The following is a 17,147-nucleotide window of genomic DNA, read 5'->3' as shown; positions in this document are numbered from 1 at the left end:
CACCTACTCTGGTTTTTGTGCGACCATCGCTAACCAGTCTTCCATTTCTACTATTTCCGTTATTTCAAAGCCACTGTTCATAATTGCCTCTTTAACATCTGCTCTTTTTCCTTGAATGATGCCGGAAGTAATCAGTTTTCCCCCTGGTTTTAATGACGTAAATGCATCATCAGTCATTCTTACGATGACCTCTGCCAAAATGTTGGCAATGATAAGGTCAGGTTGTTCGTGAATTCCATCAAGTAAATTGTTTTGTTCTACTTTGATGATATCCTGACTTTTGTTCAACTTAATATTTAACTTTGCCGCTTTCACAGCTACTTCATCTAAATCAAGTGCAAATACTTCAGATGCCCCTAGCTTTGCTGCTGCAATACTGAGAACACCTGATCCAGTACCAACATCAACGACTGTTTCACCTTCTCGCAAATGACGTTCAAGAGCTTGTATAGACAGAACTGTTGTCGGATGAGTCCCAGTTCCAAATGCCATACCTGGATCGAGTTCTATGATTAATTCATCTTCATGTACTCTTTCATACTCTTCCCACGTCGGTGTAATCGTTATCCGGTCTGATATTTTCACTGGTTTATAATATTTCTTCCAAGCTGTTGCCCATTCTTCTTCATTCACTTCACTTAATGTTACTTTATTATGCCCAATATCAATATTATAAACGAGGAGCTGGTTAATGGCCTCTTTAATCTCATCCACTGTTTCACCTAAAAAACTGTTTACCGGTAAATACGCTTTTACGATGACACCTTCCTCAGGGTAATCATCTGGTGATAATTCATATACTTCACCTAAAGTCGTATCCCAAGCTTTATAGAGGTCCTGAGGATCTTCAATCACTACTCCACTTGCACCTGCCTCATGTAAAATATTTGATACAGGCTCTACAGCTTCTTGCGATGTGTGAATACAAATTTCAGACCACTTCACGTAACCAACTCCCTCATTTATCAATACTTATTCCCCAAAATTCTTAAATGCTCGTTTTACTTTTGCAAAGAAATTTTCACTTTGTTCATCAGGTGCCTCATTACCACTTATCTCTGCTAATTCCCGGAATAGTTCTTTTTGGCGCTCAGATATATTTTTCGGAGTAATGACACGTACTTTAATATGCTGGTCACCTTGGCCCATTCCTCTTACATTTGGTACACCTTTTCCTCTAAGCCGGAAATGTGTACCCGTTTGAGTCCCTGCTGGTATCTTTAATTTCACTTTTCCTTTTAATGTAGGTACCTCTATTTCATCCCCTAATGCAGCTTGAGTAAACGTAAGCGGCATTTCACAATGGAGATCATCTCCATCTCGTTTAAAGAACTCATGCGGTTTCACATTAAATACAACGTATAAGTCTCCTGATGGTCCTCCATTCACTCCCGGCTCTCCTTGACCAGCAACGCGAATTTGCTGTCCGGTATCTACACCAGCAGGAATTTTTATATGAATCTTTTTACGTCTTTTCACATTTCCTTGTCCGCCGCACGTACGACATTTATGCTTGACAGTCTGTCCGGTTCCATCACAATGATGACAGACTCTCCGATTGACAACACGGCCAAAAGGTGTATTTTGTTCAACATTTAGCTGTCCAGAACCACCACATTGACGGCAAGTCTCTGGTTGTGTTCCAGGTTTTGCGCCAGATCCGTGGCACGTTTCACACTCTTCTTCACGTGGAATTTCAATGTCTGTTTCTTTACCAAAAACTGCTTCCTTGAATTCTAGTGTCATCGTGTACTGCATATCCGCACCTTGACGTGGTGCATTTGGATCCCTTCTTCCACCACCGCCAAAGAACATATCAAAGATATCGCCAAAGCCGCCAAAGTCTCCAGCGCCGCCACCACCAAATCCTTGGTTCGGATCAGTATGTCCAAACTGATCATAGTGGGCTCTTTTTTGTGAATCACTTAAAGTATCGTAAGCTTCCTTTACTTCTTTAAACTTTTGCTCCGCATCCGGTTCTTTATTGACGTCCGGATGATATTTTCGGGCAAGCTTACGATAGGCTTTCTTAATCTCCGCTTCTGGCGCCCCTTTTTCTACTCCAAGGACGTCATAAAAATCTCTTTTGCTCATCGTATCCACTCCCGACTCTAATCCATAACGAATATCTTATCATTCGTCTGCAAAACTGACAAGTTTTCTTATATTCATTTAGATAAGTAATCATTCTTCAATCATGTAATTTCATTTATCATGACGTATTTCATTGCACATCTTTGAAGATCGAGTTATGAAAGCGGAAAAAGTCAAAGCCAAGGGGAACCTGACTTTGACTTTTCCACTTCCGAATATCCGGTTGTTCAATCAGGTCGATTATTTATGAAAGTGACCTTTTATGAACGCACATATTACTGTTTCTTTTCGTCTTCGTTTACTTCCTCATATTCAGCATCGACAACATCATCATTTGCATCCGCTTGTTGTTGAGCACCTTCACCTTGTGCTTCCTGTTGTGCTTGAGCTTGCTGGGCTGCTTGCTCGTAAAGCTTTGTAGAAAGCTGCTGAACAACTTCTTGTAATTCGTCTTTAGCAGTACGAATTTCGTCAGTGTTATCGCCTTCTAAAGCAGTTTTCACTTTTTCTTTTGCTGCTTCTGCTTTTTCTTTATCTGCAGCATCCACATTGTCACCAAGATCTGTTAGCGTTTTTTCTGTCGTAAATACTAACTGATCTGCTTCATTGCGTAGGTCAATTTCTTCACGGCGCTGTTTATCTGCTTCTGCATTTTCTTCTGCATCTTTAACCATTTGTTCGATCTCTTCTTCAGATAAACCGGAAGAAGAAGTAATCGTAATCGATTGCTCTTTGTTCGTACCTAGATCCTTCGCACGTACATTCACAATCCCGTTTGCATCGATATCAAATGTCACTTCAATTTGTGGAACACCACGAGGTGCTGGTGGAATGTCTGTCAATTGGAAACGACCTAAAGTTTTATTATCTGCTGCCATTTCACGCTCTCCTTGAAGAACGTGGATATCAACGGATGGCTGATTGTCGGCTGCAGTTGAGAAAATTTGAGACTTGCTCGTTGGAATTGTAGTATTACGTTCAATAAGCTTTGTTGACACTCCACCCATTGTTTCAATCCCTAAAGATAAAGGTGTTACGTCTAGTAAAACAACATCTTTTACATCTCCAGTTAAAACACCAGCTTGAACTGCTGCACCGAGTGCAACTACTTCATCAGGGTTAACCCCCTTATGTGGATCTTGACCAGTCAGTTGTTTAATTGCATTTTGTACAGCTGGTATACGAGTAGATCCTCCAACTAATACAACTTTGTCGATGTCACTTGCAGAAAGATCAGCGTCTTTTAACGCTTGGCGAGTAGGTCCCATCGTACGCTCAACAAGATTTGAAGAAAGCTCATCAAATTTAGCTCTTGATAAGTTTAGTTCTAAATGTTTTGGTCCAGACTGATCTGCTGTAATAAATGGTAATGAAATTTGTGTTTGTGATACACCAGAAAGGTCTTTTTTCGCTTTCTCAGCAGCATCTTTTAAACGTTGAAGCGCCATCTTATCTTGTGATAGGTCAATGCCGTTTTCTTTTTTAAATTCGTCAACTAAATGATCGATGATAACTTGGTCGAAGTCATCTCCACCTAATTTGTTATCCCCTGAGGTTGCTCGTACTTCGAAAAAGCCATCCCCTAACTCAAGAATCGATACGTCGAATGTACCGCCCCCAAGGTCATATACTAAAATCGTTTGGTCTTCTTCTTTTTCAAGACCGTATGCAAGTGCAGCTGCAGTAGGTTCGTTTACGATACGCTCCACTTCTAAACCAGCAATTTTACCAGCATCCTTTGTCGCTTGGCGCTGAGAGTCGTTAAAGTAAGCAGGAACTGTAATGACAGCCTTTGCTACTTTTTCTCCTAAGTATGCTTCTGCATCTTCTTTTAGTTTTTGAAGAATGATTGCAGAAATTTCTTGCGGTGTATATTCCTTACCTTCTGCTTCAACTTTATAATCAGTACCCATATGGCGTTTAATAGATGTAATCGTATTTGGGTTTGTAATCATTTGACGTTTAGCAACTTCCCCAACTTGACGTTCACCGTCTTTAAAAGAGACAACAGATGGTGTCGTGCGTGCACCTTCAGCATTCGTTATAACAGTTGCTTCGCCACCTTCCATGACAGCAACGCAAGAGTTTGTCGTACCTAAGTCAATTCCGATTACTTTACTCATGTTCTTTTCCTCCTATTCTTATCATATGTAACTGTTTTAAGCATTTACTTTAACCATAGCTGGTCGAATAACTCGATCTTTAAGCATGTAGCCTTTTTGCAATTCTTCTACAACGATATTTGAGTCATATTCATCAGACTCTACTTGCATAACAGCTTGATGCAGCTGAGGGTCAAAAGGTTCTCCAACTGTCTTGATAGGCATTACGCCCTCTTTTTCAAGTGCTTCTTTCAATTGACGATAAACCATCTCCATACCTTGAAGGAGTGATTTCGTTTCCTCATTTTCTGGATGAATAGATAAGCCTCTTTCAAAGTTATCAACTGCAGGTAAAAGCTCTTCAGCAAGACGTTGAGATCTATATTTCGCTTCCGACTCCTTCTCCTGTTTTGTCCGGCGGCGGAAGTTATCATAATCAGCTTGAACTCTTAATAAACGATTAGATGTTTCTTGGAGCTTTTGCTCTATTTCAGCAACTTCATTGCTTGAACCCTCTTCTGACTCGTGATGAGAATCAGCTTCAACGCGTTCATCAATGAACTCCTGTTCAACTTCTTCACTTTCAGTCTGTTCTTGATCATCAGCTTCAATCGTTTCTTCATGCACTTGGTTGTCGTTCTTTTCCACCATTTTCACCTCCTCAATAGAATAAATAAGTATAAGTGTTCAAGGAAAAGCTCTTTCACTTAATGATAGGTGTCCAATACGAAGTAAAAAGTTTGCTCAGCATAATACTGCGTATGCGAACAAGAAGAATCATTAAAGTGAAAGAGACTGAATTTCAACTCCATTATCTTAACCTTTGTAATACCTCGATGATAAGAGTTTTGACAGATCTTTTGAGATATAGTCAAGGATCGAAACAACTCTCGGGTATTCCATACGAGTAGGACCTAATATACCTACAGTGCCCATATGATTACCGTCAATCGAGTATGAAGCGGTTATAATTGTACATTGATCAAATGGTTCAAATCTATTTTCTTCACCAATTTTAATTGTAATTCCTTGCTCTTCGGTTCTAAATAATTTTGAGATCAATGCATCCTCTTCAAAAAGGTTAAATAACCTTCTAACCCGGTCAACATCATGAAATTCAGGCTGAGTTAATATATTGGTCTTTCCTCCATAAAAAACTTTTTCATTTTGATGCGATGCAAATGTTTCATTTAGCATTGACATCATCTCATCAAATTGATGAATATATTGTTGTAAAACATTGCGCACTTCACTCGTAAGTTTTTGGCGTAAGTGGATAATTGGCGTCCCTCTTAACTTTTCATTTAGTATGTTTACGACCTTTTCTAGTTCGGTCACATCTAAGTCAATAGGTAAAGAGACGGTTTGATTTTCAACATGTCCAGTGTCTGTCACAATAATAGCAACTGCTGTGTCAGCTCCTATCGGAACGATTTGAATTCTTTGAAGGGTTGATTCAAACACTTCAGGTCCTAATACGATCGATGTGTAGCTTGTTAAGCTCGAAACAATTTTGGCTGATTCACGTATCATTTCTTCGAGCTCATTGTACTGTTCTTTAAAAGCAGATTGAATATTAACGATTTCTTTTTTAGATAGTTTTTTCGGTGACAATAAATGATCCACATAATATCTGTAACCTTTTTGTGAAGGAATGCGTCCAGCAGAACTATGCGGCTTTTCTAAAAATCCTAGCTCTTCAAGATCAGACATTTCATTACGTATTGTAGCAGGACTATAGTTAATATCCTCGCGTTTTGATACGCTTCGTGAGCCAACAGGTTCAGCATTCGTAATATAGTCATCAATGATCGCATTCAAGATGAGTAACTGACGCTCTGTCAACATGTGCACCCCTCCTGTTAGCACTCTCTGTTGTTGAGTGCTAAATCTATAATATAAGTTACCAAATATGGATTCCACTTGTCAACGTTATCGCTCTATGGAATTTTTCATTTTTTATTCCTATAAATACTTTGTAGAGAATAGGGAAAGATGTACACTTCGTACCGGACCTTCAATTTTTGAAATTATGCTTCATCGACGAGCAAAAACTTTTCAAACACTTCATTTCCTAAAAGTAATCCGTTTTCCGTTAAATGGATGAAGCCATTTGTTTCTTTAATAAGCTCAGCTTGTTTCAATCCCTCAATCACATCACCAAATATACCTTCTATATTCATACCGTATTTACGATTAAAAAGTTCCATATTTACTCCAGAAAGTTTTCGAAGCCCCATAAACATTTCCTCTTCCATTTTTTCAGTTGCTGTAACCTGATGTTCATCACGATATGGTAGTTCATAGTGTGCAACACTTTTCATATATTTCGGAAGCGGCCCATGATTTATCCGCCTGACCCCACCAACATAACTATGAGCACCTGCCCCGATTCCATAGTACTCTTCATTCTTCCAATAAGTTAAGTTATGTTTACTTTGCCTATTCCGTTTCGCAAAGTTGCTAATTTCATATTGATCGAATCCAGCATGATTCAGCTTTTCTCTTAATAGCAAATACATATCCGCTTCCGTATCTTCCCCAGGCAGTCGCAGTTTCCCTCTTTGCCACATTTGATAAAAAACGGTTTTCTGTTCGATTTTTAAAGAATAGGCACTGACATGTTCAACAGATAAATTTATTAACTGTTGAATTGAATGCTCAAACTGCTCTATCGACTGGCCCGGTAGACCAAACATTAAATCAATGCTTATATTGTCAAACCCAGTTTCTCTGCAAAGTTGAATCGTTTCAGGGATGTCTTCCGGCTTATGATCACGGCCAATTGTATTTAATAATTGTTTGTCAAACGTTTGTACCCCGAGACTTAACCGGTTGACACCTGTATTTCTCATCATCAGTAGTTTCTCTCGACTCGCACTTCCTGGATTAACCTCTACCGTCCATTCACAAGAATCAGCGATCGGAAAATAAGTTTTTATATCTGTAAGTAATTTTTCAAGTTGGTTTGTACTTAATGCAGTTGGCGTTCCACCACCTACATAAACTGAATAAATCTTTTCCTCTGGAGGAAATTTTTCTACTGTCCATTTCATTTCTGATTTACAATGAACGAGATACTCGTCAATTGGCTGATTTTTCAAAAAGAATTTATTAAAGTCACAGTAGTGACAAATTTGTTCACAAAAGGGAACATGCACATACAAAGTTTTTGGCACTTTCACACCCCCTGTCCTTCCTTAATAATTGTCATATATTCTCGTATTATACGATTTTCTCAAATCATACGTATCTGCATTAAAAACACCGTAAGTAAAAAGACTGACTCATAAGTGCCTCACTTTCCCCCGTATACAAGATTCAGTCACTTCACCTGTCTTGTATTGGAAGTACTTGGCACGATGCTGTTGAGTCAGCCTCTTTTTTCTGTCTACTTATTTGTCTTCATCCATACTTAACACAGACATAAACGCTTCCTGCGGAACTTCCACATTACCTACACTCTTCATTCGCTTTTTACCTTCTTTTTGCTTTTCAAGAAGTTTACGTTTACGAGAGACGTCTCCTCCGTAACATTTAGCTAATACATTTTTGCGCATCGCTTTAATTGTTGAGCGAGCGATAATCTTTTGTCCAATACTTGCCTGTACAGGAATTTCAAACTGCTGACGCGGGATCAGTTCTTTTAGTTTTTCAACGATCGCCTTTCCACGCTGATAAGCACTCTCTCTATGGACAATAACAGATAATGCATCAATTTTTTCACCATTAAGCAGAATATCCATTTTCACAAGGTTGCTCGTTTTATAACCGATCATCTCATAGTCAAAAGATGCATACCCTTTCGTATTAGATTTTAACGTATCGAAAAAGTCAAACACAATTTCAGCTAACGGAATATTGTACGTAATCGTTACCCGATTTTCATCGACATATTGCATATCAACATAGTCACCGCGTTTTTTCTGACAAAGCTCCATAACAGCTCCAACAAAATCATTTGGTACCATCACTTGTGCTTTTACATACGGCTCTTCGACATGATCAATCGTTTGTGGATCAGGCATGTTTGCTGGGTTATCTACTTTCAATACTTCACTATCAGTTAAATGAACATCGTAAATAACACTTGGTGCTGTCGTAATTAACTGTATGTTAAATTCTCTTTCGATGCGTTCTTGGATAATTTCCATATGCAATAAACCTAAAAACCCACAACGGAAACCAAAGCCTAACGCTTGAGAAGTCTCTGGTTCAAATTGTAATGAAGCATCGTTTAGCTCTAATTTTTCTAATGCATCACGTAAATCGTTATAATCATTCGTATCTACAGGGTATAAACCGCAAAATACCATTGGATTTAATTTTCGATAACCTGGTAATGGTTCAGCAGCCGGGTTACTTGCACTTGTAACGGTATCACCGACTTGAGTGTCACCTACATTTTTAATTGAAGCGATCATAAAACCAACGTCGCCAACTGTCAATTCATCACGACTATCAGGCTTTGGCGTGAATACCCCTAGCTCCTGGACTTCAAACTCTTTCCCAGTAGCCATCATCCGCACTTTGTCACCAGGTTTTACTGTCCCTTCTACAACTCGCATATATACGATAACTCCACGATATGGGTCATATAAGGAATCAAATATCATCGCTTTAAGTGGAGCTTCCGGATCTCCTGAGGGTGCTGGGACACCATGAACAATTGCTTCTAATATTTCATCAATTCCTATCCCGCTTTTTGCAGAAGCAAGAATGCAATCTTCACCAGGCAAACCAATGACCTCCTCAACTTCCTGTCTCACCCTCTCTGGTTCAGCACTTGGAAGGTCAATTTTATTAATAACCGGGAGGATTTCAAGGTCATTATCTAATGCTAAGTAAACATTCGCTAACGTCTGTGCTTCAATCCCTTGTGCAGCATCAACGATTAATAGCGCTCCTTCACAAGCAGCTAAACTTCGGGACACTTCGTATGTAAAATCTACATGTCCTGGTGTGTCAATAAGATGGAAAATATAATCGTCACCATCTTTAGATGTATATTTAAGTTGTACAGCATTTAGTTTGATTGTAATACCACGCTCACGCTCTAAGTCCATTGCGTCTAACATTTGATCTTTCATTTCTCGTTGTGTTAGCGCACTTGTACTTTCTAATATTCGATCTGCTAATGTAGATTTTCCATGATCTATATGAGCAATGATTGAGAAATTACGAATTTTTTCTCGTCTTTTTAACAGTTCTTCAGGCTTCATTTATTATCACTCCTACAATAATTCCGAGAAATACACTAAGAAACATTATATCAACAATGTACATCACTCGGCAAACGTTTCTTCCAAAAATTAAAACGAAGCAAAACGAATGCGAAATGCTACACCTTATCCATCAACCAAAAATATCCATGTGCCTGGCACATGGATATTTTTGGTTGATCCTGAATTTATCCGATGAAAGAGAATATTCCCCGAAAAATGCCTTCAACAAAATTAGCTGTGCGACTCCCCATTTCAGAAATGAAACTTTTATTGTTTAGCTCTTCCGGTTGAACCCCAAACCCGCTTTCACTTGATAAATCTTGTCTTACATTTGAATTTTCACTGACATTTCGTACATCATCATCATATATGACAAGTTGATCGTCATCTTCCATTTCGATTTTCAAATCTTGCGCTGGATCTTTCTTTAAGCCGTCATAAATCGTAGGCTCATCATCCTGGACGGGTTCAATTTCATTTTTCTCATTAAAAGTGAAGAGGGAGGACGATTCATCATTAATATGGTTTGTATACAAAATTCCTAAAATAAATCCAAGCATTAGTAACGTTCCTATCATGACACCTCGAGTAAATAGTTCAACCATAATCTACTCCCCCTCCACAATCTATTGTTGTTCATTTTCAAAATAGTAGTCGCTAAATACATCAGCAAAAACTTCTACCGTACGGTAAACGTCCTCTAACGAATTATCGACTCCACCAAATTCAATGAGAATGGAATTCGAATCAAGGTCTTGATTGTATATACCGTTTCTTCCACCAGTAATCGGCGGACTATACACATCTCTGATCAAACCAGGGTAATCTTCCTTTATCCGATGATATAAATCCTCCGCTACTTTTAAATTCTCTTCGTAATTTGGGTTATTTTTTCCAATCACAAACAGTATCCGCGCGTACTCTTCCCCATTAATTTCAACAGTTGTGACATCTTTTCCTTGAGAATCTCGATGAAGATCAAAATAAAAGTCAAATTCTCCATGGGTTTCGATGTCTTGTTCAATGACTTCCCTGGACATATCGTAAGAGCGGTTATATTGCCAGCCTCGTTCTACAAGTTTCGAATTGATATCACTCGTATCAACAACTGACCCTATTCCTCTTTTTTCAAGCTCAAAACCGAGGCGCTCGCCCACTAATGTTATGTTGACCGAATCATGAAAAGGTACGTCGGTATCTTTAAGTTCAGGTAAATAAGACTCACGGTTATGGCTGTGAACTATGTGAACAGCATTTTCAATTAATTGTTCAGATGGCTCACTCGCTATCTCTTCTCTCATCTGCTCGATCTCTTCTAACCTCTCAGTCGATGCTTCCCTTTCCGCCATCAATACTTCCATCGGTGGTGCAGATTCGATCGGCATCGTTGTGTAGTCTTCTTCACCCGTGCCGACTAAAATGTGGCCATCAAATAAAGCAAAACCTGGTAATTCTTTTCCGAGTAAGCTTCTTGGGTCTTCAGGATTAATACTTGTTGTTAATTCAAAAAGTGTTGAAGACACGGAAGGCGGCGAGTGGTCATCTGGTAATGACTGCGTAAAATATCGGTTTTCCATTCCCATCATGTAAATGAATATTTCTTCCGATACGTGCCTGCTCGCATCATTTATAGAAGCAAAGGACAAGCTTGCCCCAGGTCCGAAAGTAGATAAAACGGCTGTGAAAATGTAAATAAAAAAGACACCGATTACCGTTGATAAAATCCCTCTCAGGAAGCTTGTCCTTTTTGCACCTACATATTTTCCGCCTTTGTAGCCGGGTCTTCTCGCCATCTCCTTCACCTCTCTCGTCTTACATAAAAAATATATGCACGAAAGAATGAAATAGACTAGTTATTTTGTATAAGACCCTACGTTTCCTTGGTCAACGTCTCCATGCAATGAAGAATTTAACCCTTGAGCGATAACATTCGCCATATCTTCAATGAAGTCATCGACCTCCTTCGGTGTCACCATTAAATTATGACCTAAAGGGGCTAATACTTCTTGGATCAGCTTCCTTTTTTCCTGATCATCCAAACCACCGATAATTCCTAAATATTGTTGTCGTTCTTGTTCCCCAGGCATATCTTCTTCTGTCAGCTTTCTTTTTTCTCCAAATGTCATTCCAGCTGGAGCTAGCGACCTTTTCGGCTCGTCTTTTTCTCTCGTTTCCCTTCCTAAATGTTTTAATACAAAGTCTATCGTATCACTCGTAATCGATACTGCATCAACGACTGTCGGTACACCGACGGCAACGACTGGTATTCCTAGTACATCTTTTGATAATTCTTTACGCTTATTTCCAACACCTGAACCAGGGTGGATACCTGTATCTGATATTTGGATCGTTGAATTTACTCTTTCAATCGACCGTGAAGCTAAAGCATCAATCGCAATGATAAAATCTGGATTCACTTTTTCAACAACACCTAAAATGATATCACTCGTTTCAATTCCTGTAACACCCATAACACCAGGCTTAAGTGCTGACACTGGTCGAAAACCATCCTCAACTCGTTCTGGTTGTAATTCAAATAAGTGACTCGTAACGAGAAGGTTTTCTACGACGAGAGGTCCGAGCGCATCAGGTGTAACATTCCAATTTCCTAATCCTACGACTAGGCAGCTATCATCTTCATTGACACCAATTTCACGTAAAAATGAATGAAATTCATTCGCAAATAGTTCCATTACTTTATCTTGAAGTTCCGTATCTTTTTGTCGAATTCCTTGCACTTGCAATGTTAAATACTTTCCAGGCTTTTTCCCTATTTGCTTTGAACCTTCTTCAGAAATGTCAACATGAGTAATTAATACACTATCCTCTTCTCTTTCCTTTACGATAACCCCATCAATTGTTCCTTTTTTTGGCTGTGCTTGTTCTTTTGGTTCTGCTTCTTGTTGTTGACGAGGTTGTTCCTGCTTCTCCTGATCGGATTTGTCTTTTTGCTCTTGTTCTTCTACAAGCATTTCATGTGCTTCAACTGCTAAATCTGTACGAATTTGATACTGACTTAAATCTAATTCTTCTTTCAAGTTCAACACTCCTTGTTTGGAATAATCGTGATGTAACAGGCAGCTAAGCTAGATCCTTTTTGAAAAGCTCTTTCTAGTATTTATCATTTTCCATGATACATGTATAAAGCAGAAAAACTTGACACGTTTAACAATATTCTATTGCAATTTAAAAATCATTTTGGTACAATCCTTAGTGTTGCACGGATAATGAAACGTTATTACACATATGCATTACGGTTGCATCAAGGAGGTGAAACAGATGGCAAACATTAAATCTGCTATCAAACGTGTGAACACTAGCGAAAAACGACGCGCTCAAAACGCTGCATTTAAATCTGACCTTCGTACAGCAATCAAAACGTTCAATACGAAAGCTGAGCAAAAAGATGTTGATGGTGCAAAACAAGCATTCTTGCTTGCAACCAAAAAAATCGATAAAGCAGCTAACAAAGGAATCATCCATAAAAACGCAGCTAACCGTCAAAAATCTCGTTTGCAAGTAACTCTTAACGAAGTTACTGCATAATCGAGACCGACGAAAAGACATTCACCCGTGAATGTCTTTTTAATTTGGTGCCAGGCACCTGGAAATAAAATGGGCTTTATCAATATTTCCATGTAAAAAAAGAAAAGGTTCGGTTGATCCGATACCTTTTCTTGGCGGACATGGTTAACTTGCACTTCTTTTCGATAAAAATAATTCTACAGCTAACGTTTTATCTATTTGCCCGGTTTTAATTTCGTAATCTATATTTGCTAATTGATCGAGTAGCGAAAGTAACTCTTCATCCTTAAAATGATTTGTTTGTTGAGCGGCTAATTTCACTACATATGGATGAAGTTTTAGTTGTGAAGCCATTTGTTTTTGTGAATAACCTTGTTGCGATAATTGCTTCACTTGATATAAAATCCGGAACTGTCTAACCATTAAAGCAACAATTTTTAAAGGGTCTTCTTTTTGTTTCAAAAGATCTTGGAAGATCTTCCACGAAACATCAACTTTCTTTTTTACAACTCCGTCTACTAACGCAAAAATATTTTGCTCCAACGACCTTGCAACAAGCTCATCAACGATATCTTTTGTTATTGTTTCGTTTTCACCTACATAAATAGCCAGCTTCCTCAGCTCAGTTGACATCAACATTAATTCAGCACTCGTTAGTGCAAGCAGCTGCTCTGTTGCTACTTTTTCAATGCTAACACCTTGTTCAGCTGCTTTCTCGTCCACCCATTGATATAGTAATTTTTCATCTAATGGACTGCCATCTAACACCTCAGCTTTTTTCTTTAACATTTTACAAATCTTTTTACGGTCATCCACTTTCTCATACGGTGCATGTATGATCACAATCGTTTCAGGAGCTGGGTTTTCGAGATACTCCTCTAATTTTTTTAAGTTATGATCAACTTTTGTTTGCACTTTTGTGTTTGTTAAAAAATAAGCCTCTTTTATGATGACAATTCTGCGCCCCCCCATAAACGGGAACGTGTATGCCTCTTCTACCGCAATTTCAACCGGATGTTCAGTCATTTCAAATTTCGATAAATTAAATTCTCTTTCTTCTTCTGTAATCCCAGCTTCAATAATTCTGTGAACGGTGTCTTCGATTAAAAATGACTCTGTACCATATAATAAGTATACAGGGGATAAATTCCCTTTTTTGATTTTAGAAATTACATCTATGTATGACAAAAAAACTCACTCCTAAACAAAACTTGGTAACCTGAAAAGTCTATATGCTAATGCCTAAGTTGACGTTATACGATTATTGATAGGTTATTTACATTCTAATAATATAAAAAAACGTTTCATTTCTTATCGTCATTTTATCATAGTCATTGATCGTTCGTAAGCACGCTATTGTGGATACCATTGTCTAATCAAGACATAAAAAGGGAGTGGTACCGTAAATGGCCCACTCCCATTTATGATAAACGCTGCGAACAAGTACCTAGGATCATGTTTGCAGCGATAATCAATTTTCAAGTTGTATTGTTATGTTATCCTATGCCTGCATGTTATATAGGTGACAACTCTTAACAAATATTATGGAAAATACGGTAGGAAAGCTGTAGTAATAAAAAGGTAAGATTACCTGATTTTTAGTGGATTTTTTATTTCATTTCTTTTATACTATATGAGTAAACAGGAGGGATCGATATGAACAACGAATTTGAAAAAGAAGTACAAACGAAGCGTAACGACTTTATTGACAGTGCAGTAGGATTTGTCGTTGTGTTTGGCTTTTTTGCTACAATCTTCATTATTGCTCAAGTCATTGATCTTGCGTTCGGAGGCTAAATACTTCTACATATAACAACTAATTAAGAAACTGGCCAAAATGACGTGCCCTGCACTTATTGGACAGTTTCTTTTTTATGTTTAATAAACGGTTTTATTTCAATATCACCATTTAACATAACCACTTCAACCGCACCGTTTACATCTGTTCTAAATACTTCTACTTCATGCTCATACAGACGTTGTACCACATCTGAATGAGGATGACCGTAAATACTATTTCTTCCTACAGGTATGACTCCCGCCTTCGGTGAGACATGTTGTAAAAACGGCTCTATCGTTGATGTATTACTTCCATGATGTCCGACTTTTAAAACATCAATTTGCATTGGTGAATATGTATTTACAATTCGTCTTTCCCCTTTTTCTTCTAAATCCCCTGTAAAAAGAAATGTTCCTTCATTTATACTGGCAAAGAGTACAATTGAACGCTCATTTTCGTCAATTTCTGTTCCGGTCGGGTGTAACACATAGAAAAAAGAATCAGCTTGTTCCCAGCGATCACCTTCTTCCGTCCAGTGAAGAGGAATTTCCTTTTCCTGAGCACAAATTAGTTGAGCGACAGCATTTGGCGGAAGAGTACTTGATTTTGGATATAAAACTTCATCAACACGAAACCGATCAACTAAATAACAAAATTCCCCCATATGATCCGTATGTCCGTGTGTAATGATCAATTTGTTAATTTTATCGATCCCTTTCCCCTTTAAAAACGGCTCAACAATTCTACTGCCAGGGCCGCTCGAGGCACTTCTCGACTCTCCCCATGAAACAACTCCTCCAGTGTCAATTAAGTAAACACCTCTTCGCTTTGGCAATTCGATGACAATGCTGTCTCCTTGACCGACATCAAGAAATGTAATGACAGCTTCCTTTTGAAAATATGGGGAAAATTGCTGCACAGCGAAAACAAAAACGAATGCAAGTAAGCTTAATGTCAAATGTCGTTTTCTTCCCGACTCTAATTGAATAAACAACAATACGATTACTGCATACATGAAAATAATAATCACATTCGACGGTTTACCGAATACGAGAATAGATCCATTCAAACTGACAACAAAATCAACAATTTCATGCATCACCGTTAAACTTAATGATATGAGTGAATAAAAGAATGAAGCTAATGGATTGAATAACGGTAAAGAGAGGACAAACAAGAAGGAAAGCGGCAAAATCCACATCGAGATAAAAGGAATGAATAATAAATTCATTGGTAATGTCCATAATGATACTTCATAAAAATGAAATAAGATGATCGGAATCGAGATTAACTGAGCAACAATCGTCACACGCAACATTAGCTGCCAACCAGTGTATTCCCTAAAAAACCGATTAGACACTATAAGAGCAAAGCTCGTCAAAAACGATAACTGAAACCCTAGCTGATAAATATAATATGGATCATAAAGAAGTAGTAAGATACATACGGCTGAAATACTGTCTAATGCTTTAAATTTCCATTTTAATATCGATGATAGTAAGACGAAAATACACATAAGTGATGCTCTCACGACTGAAGGAGCTCCACCTGCAAGAATGATATAAAAAGGGAGAAATAAACATAACATGACGCTCGCCGAATCTCGAGTAATACCAACTCTTATTAACAGTTGGAAAATAGCAAATGTTACTAACCCGACATGCAGCCCTGAAACTGCTAATAAATGTATGATTCCAAGTTTTTGATAACTTTCAAGACGTTCATCCGACAAGAATGAACGATCCCCAAAAACGAGGGCTGCGATTATCCCTGTTGCTTCGCCGGCATATTTCTCGCTCATATCGTCCAAACTATTCCTTCTTACTTGCAGTAACTGTTCTATGCTAACTTTCCTTGTATTTCGCTCGCAAACGGAATCACCATCACTACTAACATGAAAAATCCAATGAATTCTCTGTTTTAATAAAAAATGACGATAATTAAATTCGAACTCATTTGTAGGCTCTCTCGGTCTATTCAGTTCACCTGTTAAAATACAATGATCACTAGGAAAAACAGCTTCGAGCACATCTTCACCAACTATTTGCACACGTTCACCATTCATTAACTGCATTTGAACGTTCACTTGATTCGTGTTTGAATATGCTGGCTCAGTTAAAATCTGTCCATTTAATATCGTTTCTTCACCTGAGAGTTGAGATACATTTTTATTTTCGGTTCGCAGACCATATGTGTAAAAGATAAAAATGCAGAGGGTAATAAGAAGTAATTGAATGAGGAATACTTTTTTGCGCATCTGTACGATAGGTAAAATTCCGAAGAGAAAGAATATCCCAGCCCAAAAATTGATCCCATCAAAGGCAGCTAAAAGGCTTCCAATCGCAACAAATGCATAAATATATAATCGTGAGATCAATCGACCACCTCACATCTTATGTTATTAAAAGTTCTTTTTGTAAT

The 17,147-nt window shown here is 38.2% G+C and carries 14 protein-coding genes; 2 read left to right on the top strand and 12 right to left on the bottom strand.

The genetic code is table 11. From position 1 onward, the window contains the following. Positions 1–3 precede the first annotated feature (3 nt). The 10 genes from prmA to gpr form a co-directional block, all read right to left on the bottom strand. Positions 4–945, bottom strand: a complete 942-nt coding sequence (gene prmA / locus CD001_RS14230) for a 50S ribosomal protein L11 methyltransferase (RefSeq protein WP_096188345.1) — start codon at positions 943–945, stop codon at positions 4–6. 27 nt (positions 946–972) lie between these two features. Next, complete coding sequence (gene dnaJ / locus CD001_RS14225) at positions 973–2,094, bottom strand: molecular chaperone DnaJ (protein ID WP_096188344.1); 1,122 nt, start codon at positions 2,092–2,094, stop codon at positions 973–975. Between the two features lie 275 nt (positions 2,095–2,369). Next, the gene (gene dnaK / locus CD001_RS14220; protein ID WP_096188343.1) at positions 2,370–4,217 is read right to left on the bottom strand and encodes a molecular chaperone DnaK; all 1,848 of its coding nucleotides are present in this window, start codon (positions 4,215–4,217) and stop codon (positions 2,370–2,372) included. Between the two features lie 36 nt (positions 4,218–4,253). Next, positions 4,254–4,847 carry a nucleotide exchange factor GrpE gene (gene grpE / locus CD001_RS14215; protein ID WP_096188342.1) on the bottom strand — a complete coding sequence of 198 codons (594 nt, stop codon included), beginning with the start codon at positions 4,845–4,847 and terminating at the stop codon, positions 4,254–4,256. A 165-nt stretch (positions 4,848–5,012) separates the two neighbouring features. Continuing rightward, the gene (hrcA, locus tag CD001_RS14210; RefSeq protein ID WP_096188341.1) at positions 5,013–6,044 is read right to left on the bottom strand and encodes a heat-inducible transcriptional repressor HrcA; all 1,032 of its coding nucleotides are present in this window, start codon (positions 6,042–6,044) and stop codon (positions 5,013–5,015) included. A 182-nt stretch (positions 6,045–6,226) separates the two neighbouring features. Continuing rightward, complete coding sequence (gene hemW / locus CD001_RS14205; protein ID WP_096188340.1) at positions 6,227–7,375, bottom strand: radical SAM family heme chaperone HemW; 1,149 nt, start codon at positions 7,373–7,375, stop codon at positions 6,227–6,229. 216 nt (positions 7,376–7,591) lie between these two features. Next, on the bottom strand, positions 7,592–9,418 hold the full coding sequence (gene lepA / locus CD001_RS14200; protein ID WP_096188339.1) for a translation elongation factor 4: 1,827 nt from the start codon (positions 9,416–9,418) through the stop codon (positions 7,592–7,594). 188 nt (positions 9,419–9,606) lie between these two features. Beyond that, the gene (locus tag CD001_RS14195; RefSeq protein WP_096188338.1) at positions 9,607–10,026 is read right to left on the bottom strand and encodes a hypothetical protein; all 420 of its coding nucleotides are present in this window, start codon (positions 10,024–10,026) and stop codon (positions 9,607–9,609) included. A 21-nt stretch (positions 10,027–10,047) separates the two neighbouring features. Beyond that, positions 10,048–11,214, bottom strand: coding sequence for a stage II sporulation protein P (locus tag CD001_RS14190; RefSeq protein WP_096188337.1), 1,167 nt, complete (start codon positions 11,212–11,214; stop codon positions 10,048–10,050). A gap of 60 nt (positions 11,215–11,274) precedes the next feature. Further along, positions 11,275–12,459 (bottom strand): GPR endopeptidase, encoded by a 1,185-nt coding sequence (gene gpr / locus CD001_RS14185; RefSeq protein WP_096188336.1) that lies wholly within the window; start codon positions 12,457–12,459, stop codon positions 11,275–11,277. A 241-nt stretch (positions 12,460–12,700) separates the two neighbouring features. On the opposite strand from gpr, the gene rpsT reads away from it, so the two are divergent. Next, positions 12,701–12,967, top strand: coding sequence for a 30S ribosomal protein S20 (rpsT, locus tag CD001_RS14180; protein ID WP_096188335.1), 267 nt, complete (start codon positions 12,701–12,703; stop codon positions 12,965–12,967). A 144-nt stretch (positions 12,968–13,111) separates the two neighbouring features. Here the strand turns inward: rpsT and holA are convergent, their stop codons facing one another. After that, a complete protein-coding gene (gene holA / locus CD001_RS14175) occupies positions 13,112–14,134 on the bottom strand; it encodes a DNA polymerase III subunit delta (RefSeq protein WP_096188334.1) in 1,023 nt (340 codons plus the stop codon). A gap of 468 nt (positions 14,135–14,602) precedes the next feature. Here holA and CD001_RS14170 point away from each other — a divergent pair, with 468 nt between their 5' ends. Further along, the gene (locus CD001_RS14170; RefSeq protein WP_096188333.1) at positions 14,603–14,743 is read left to right on the top strand and encodes a YqzM family protein; all 141 of its coding nucleotides are present in this window, start codon (positions 14,603–14,605) and stop codon (positions 14,741–14,743) included. Between the two features lie 56 nt (positions 14,744–14,799). Here the strand turns inward: CD001_RS14170 and CD001_RS14165 are convergent, their stop codons facing one another. Beyond that, positions 14,800–17,103 carry a DNA internalization-related competence protein ComEC/Rec2 gene (locus CD001_RS14165; RefSeq protein ID WP_096188332.1) on the bottom strand — a complete coding sequence of 768 codons (2,304 nt, stop codon included), beginning with the start codon at positions 17,101–17,103 and terminating at the stop codon, positions 14,800–14,802. Positions 17,104–17,147: the final 44 nt, after the last annotated feature.

The organism is Evansella halocellulosilytica (assembly GCF_002335745.1).
Lineage (GTDB): Bacteria > Bacillota > Bacilli > Bacillales > Salisediminibacteriaceae > Bacillus_CA > Bacillus_CA halocellulosilytica.
This window is presented reverse-complemented; position numbering and strand designations above follow the sequence as displayed.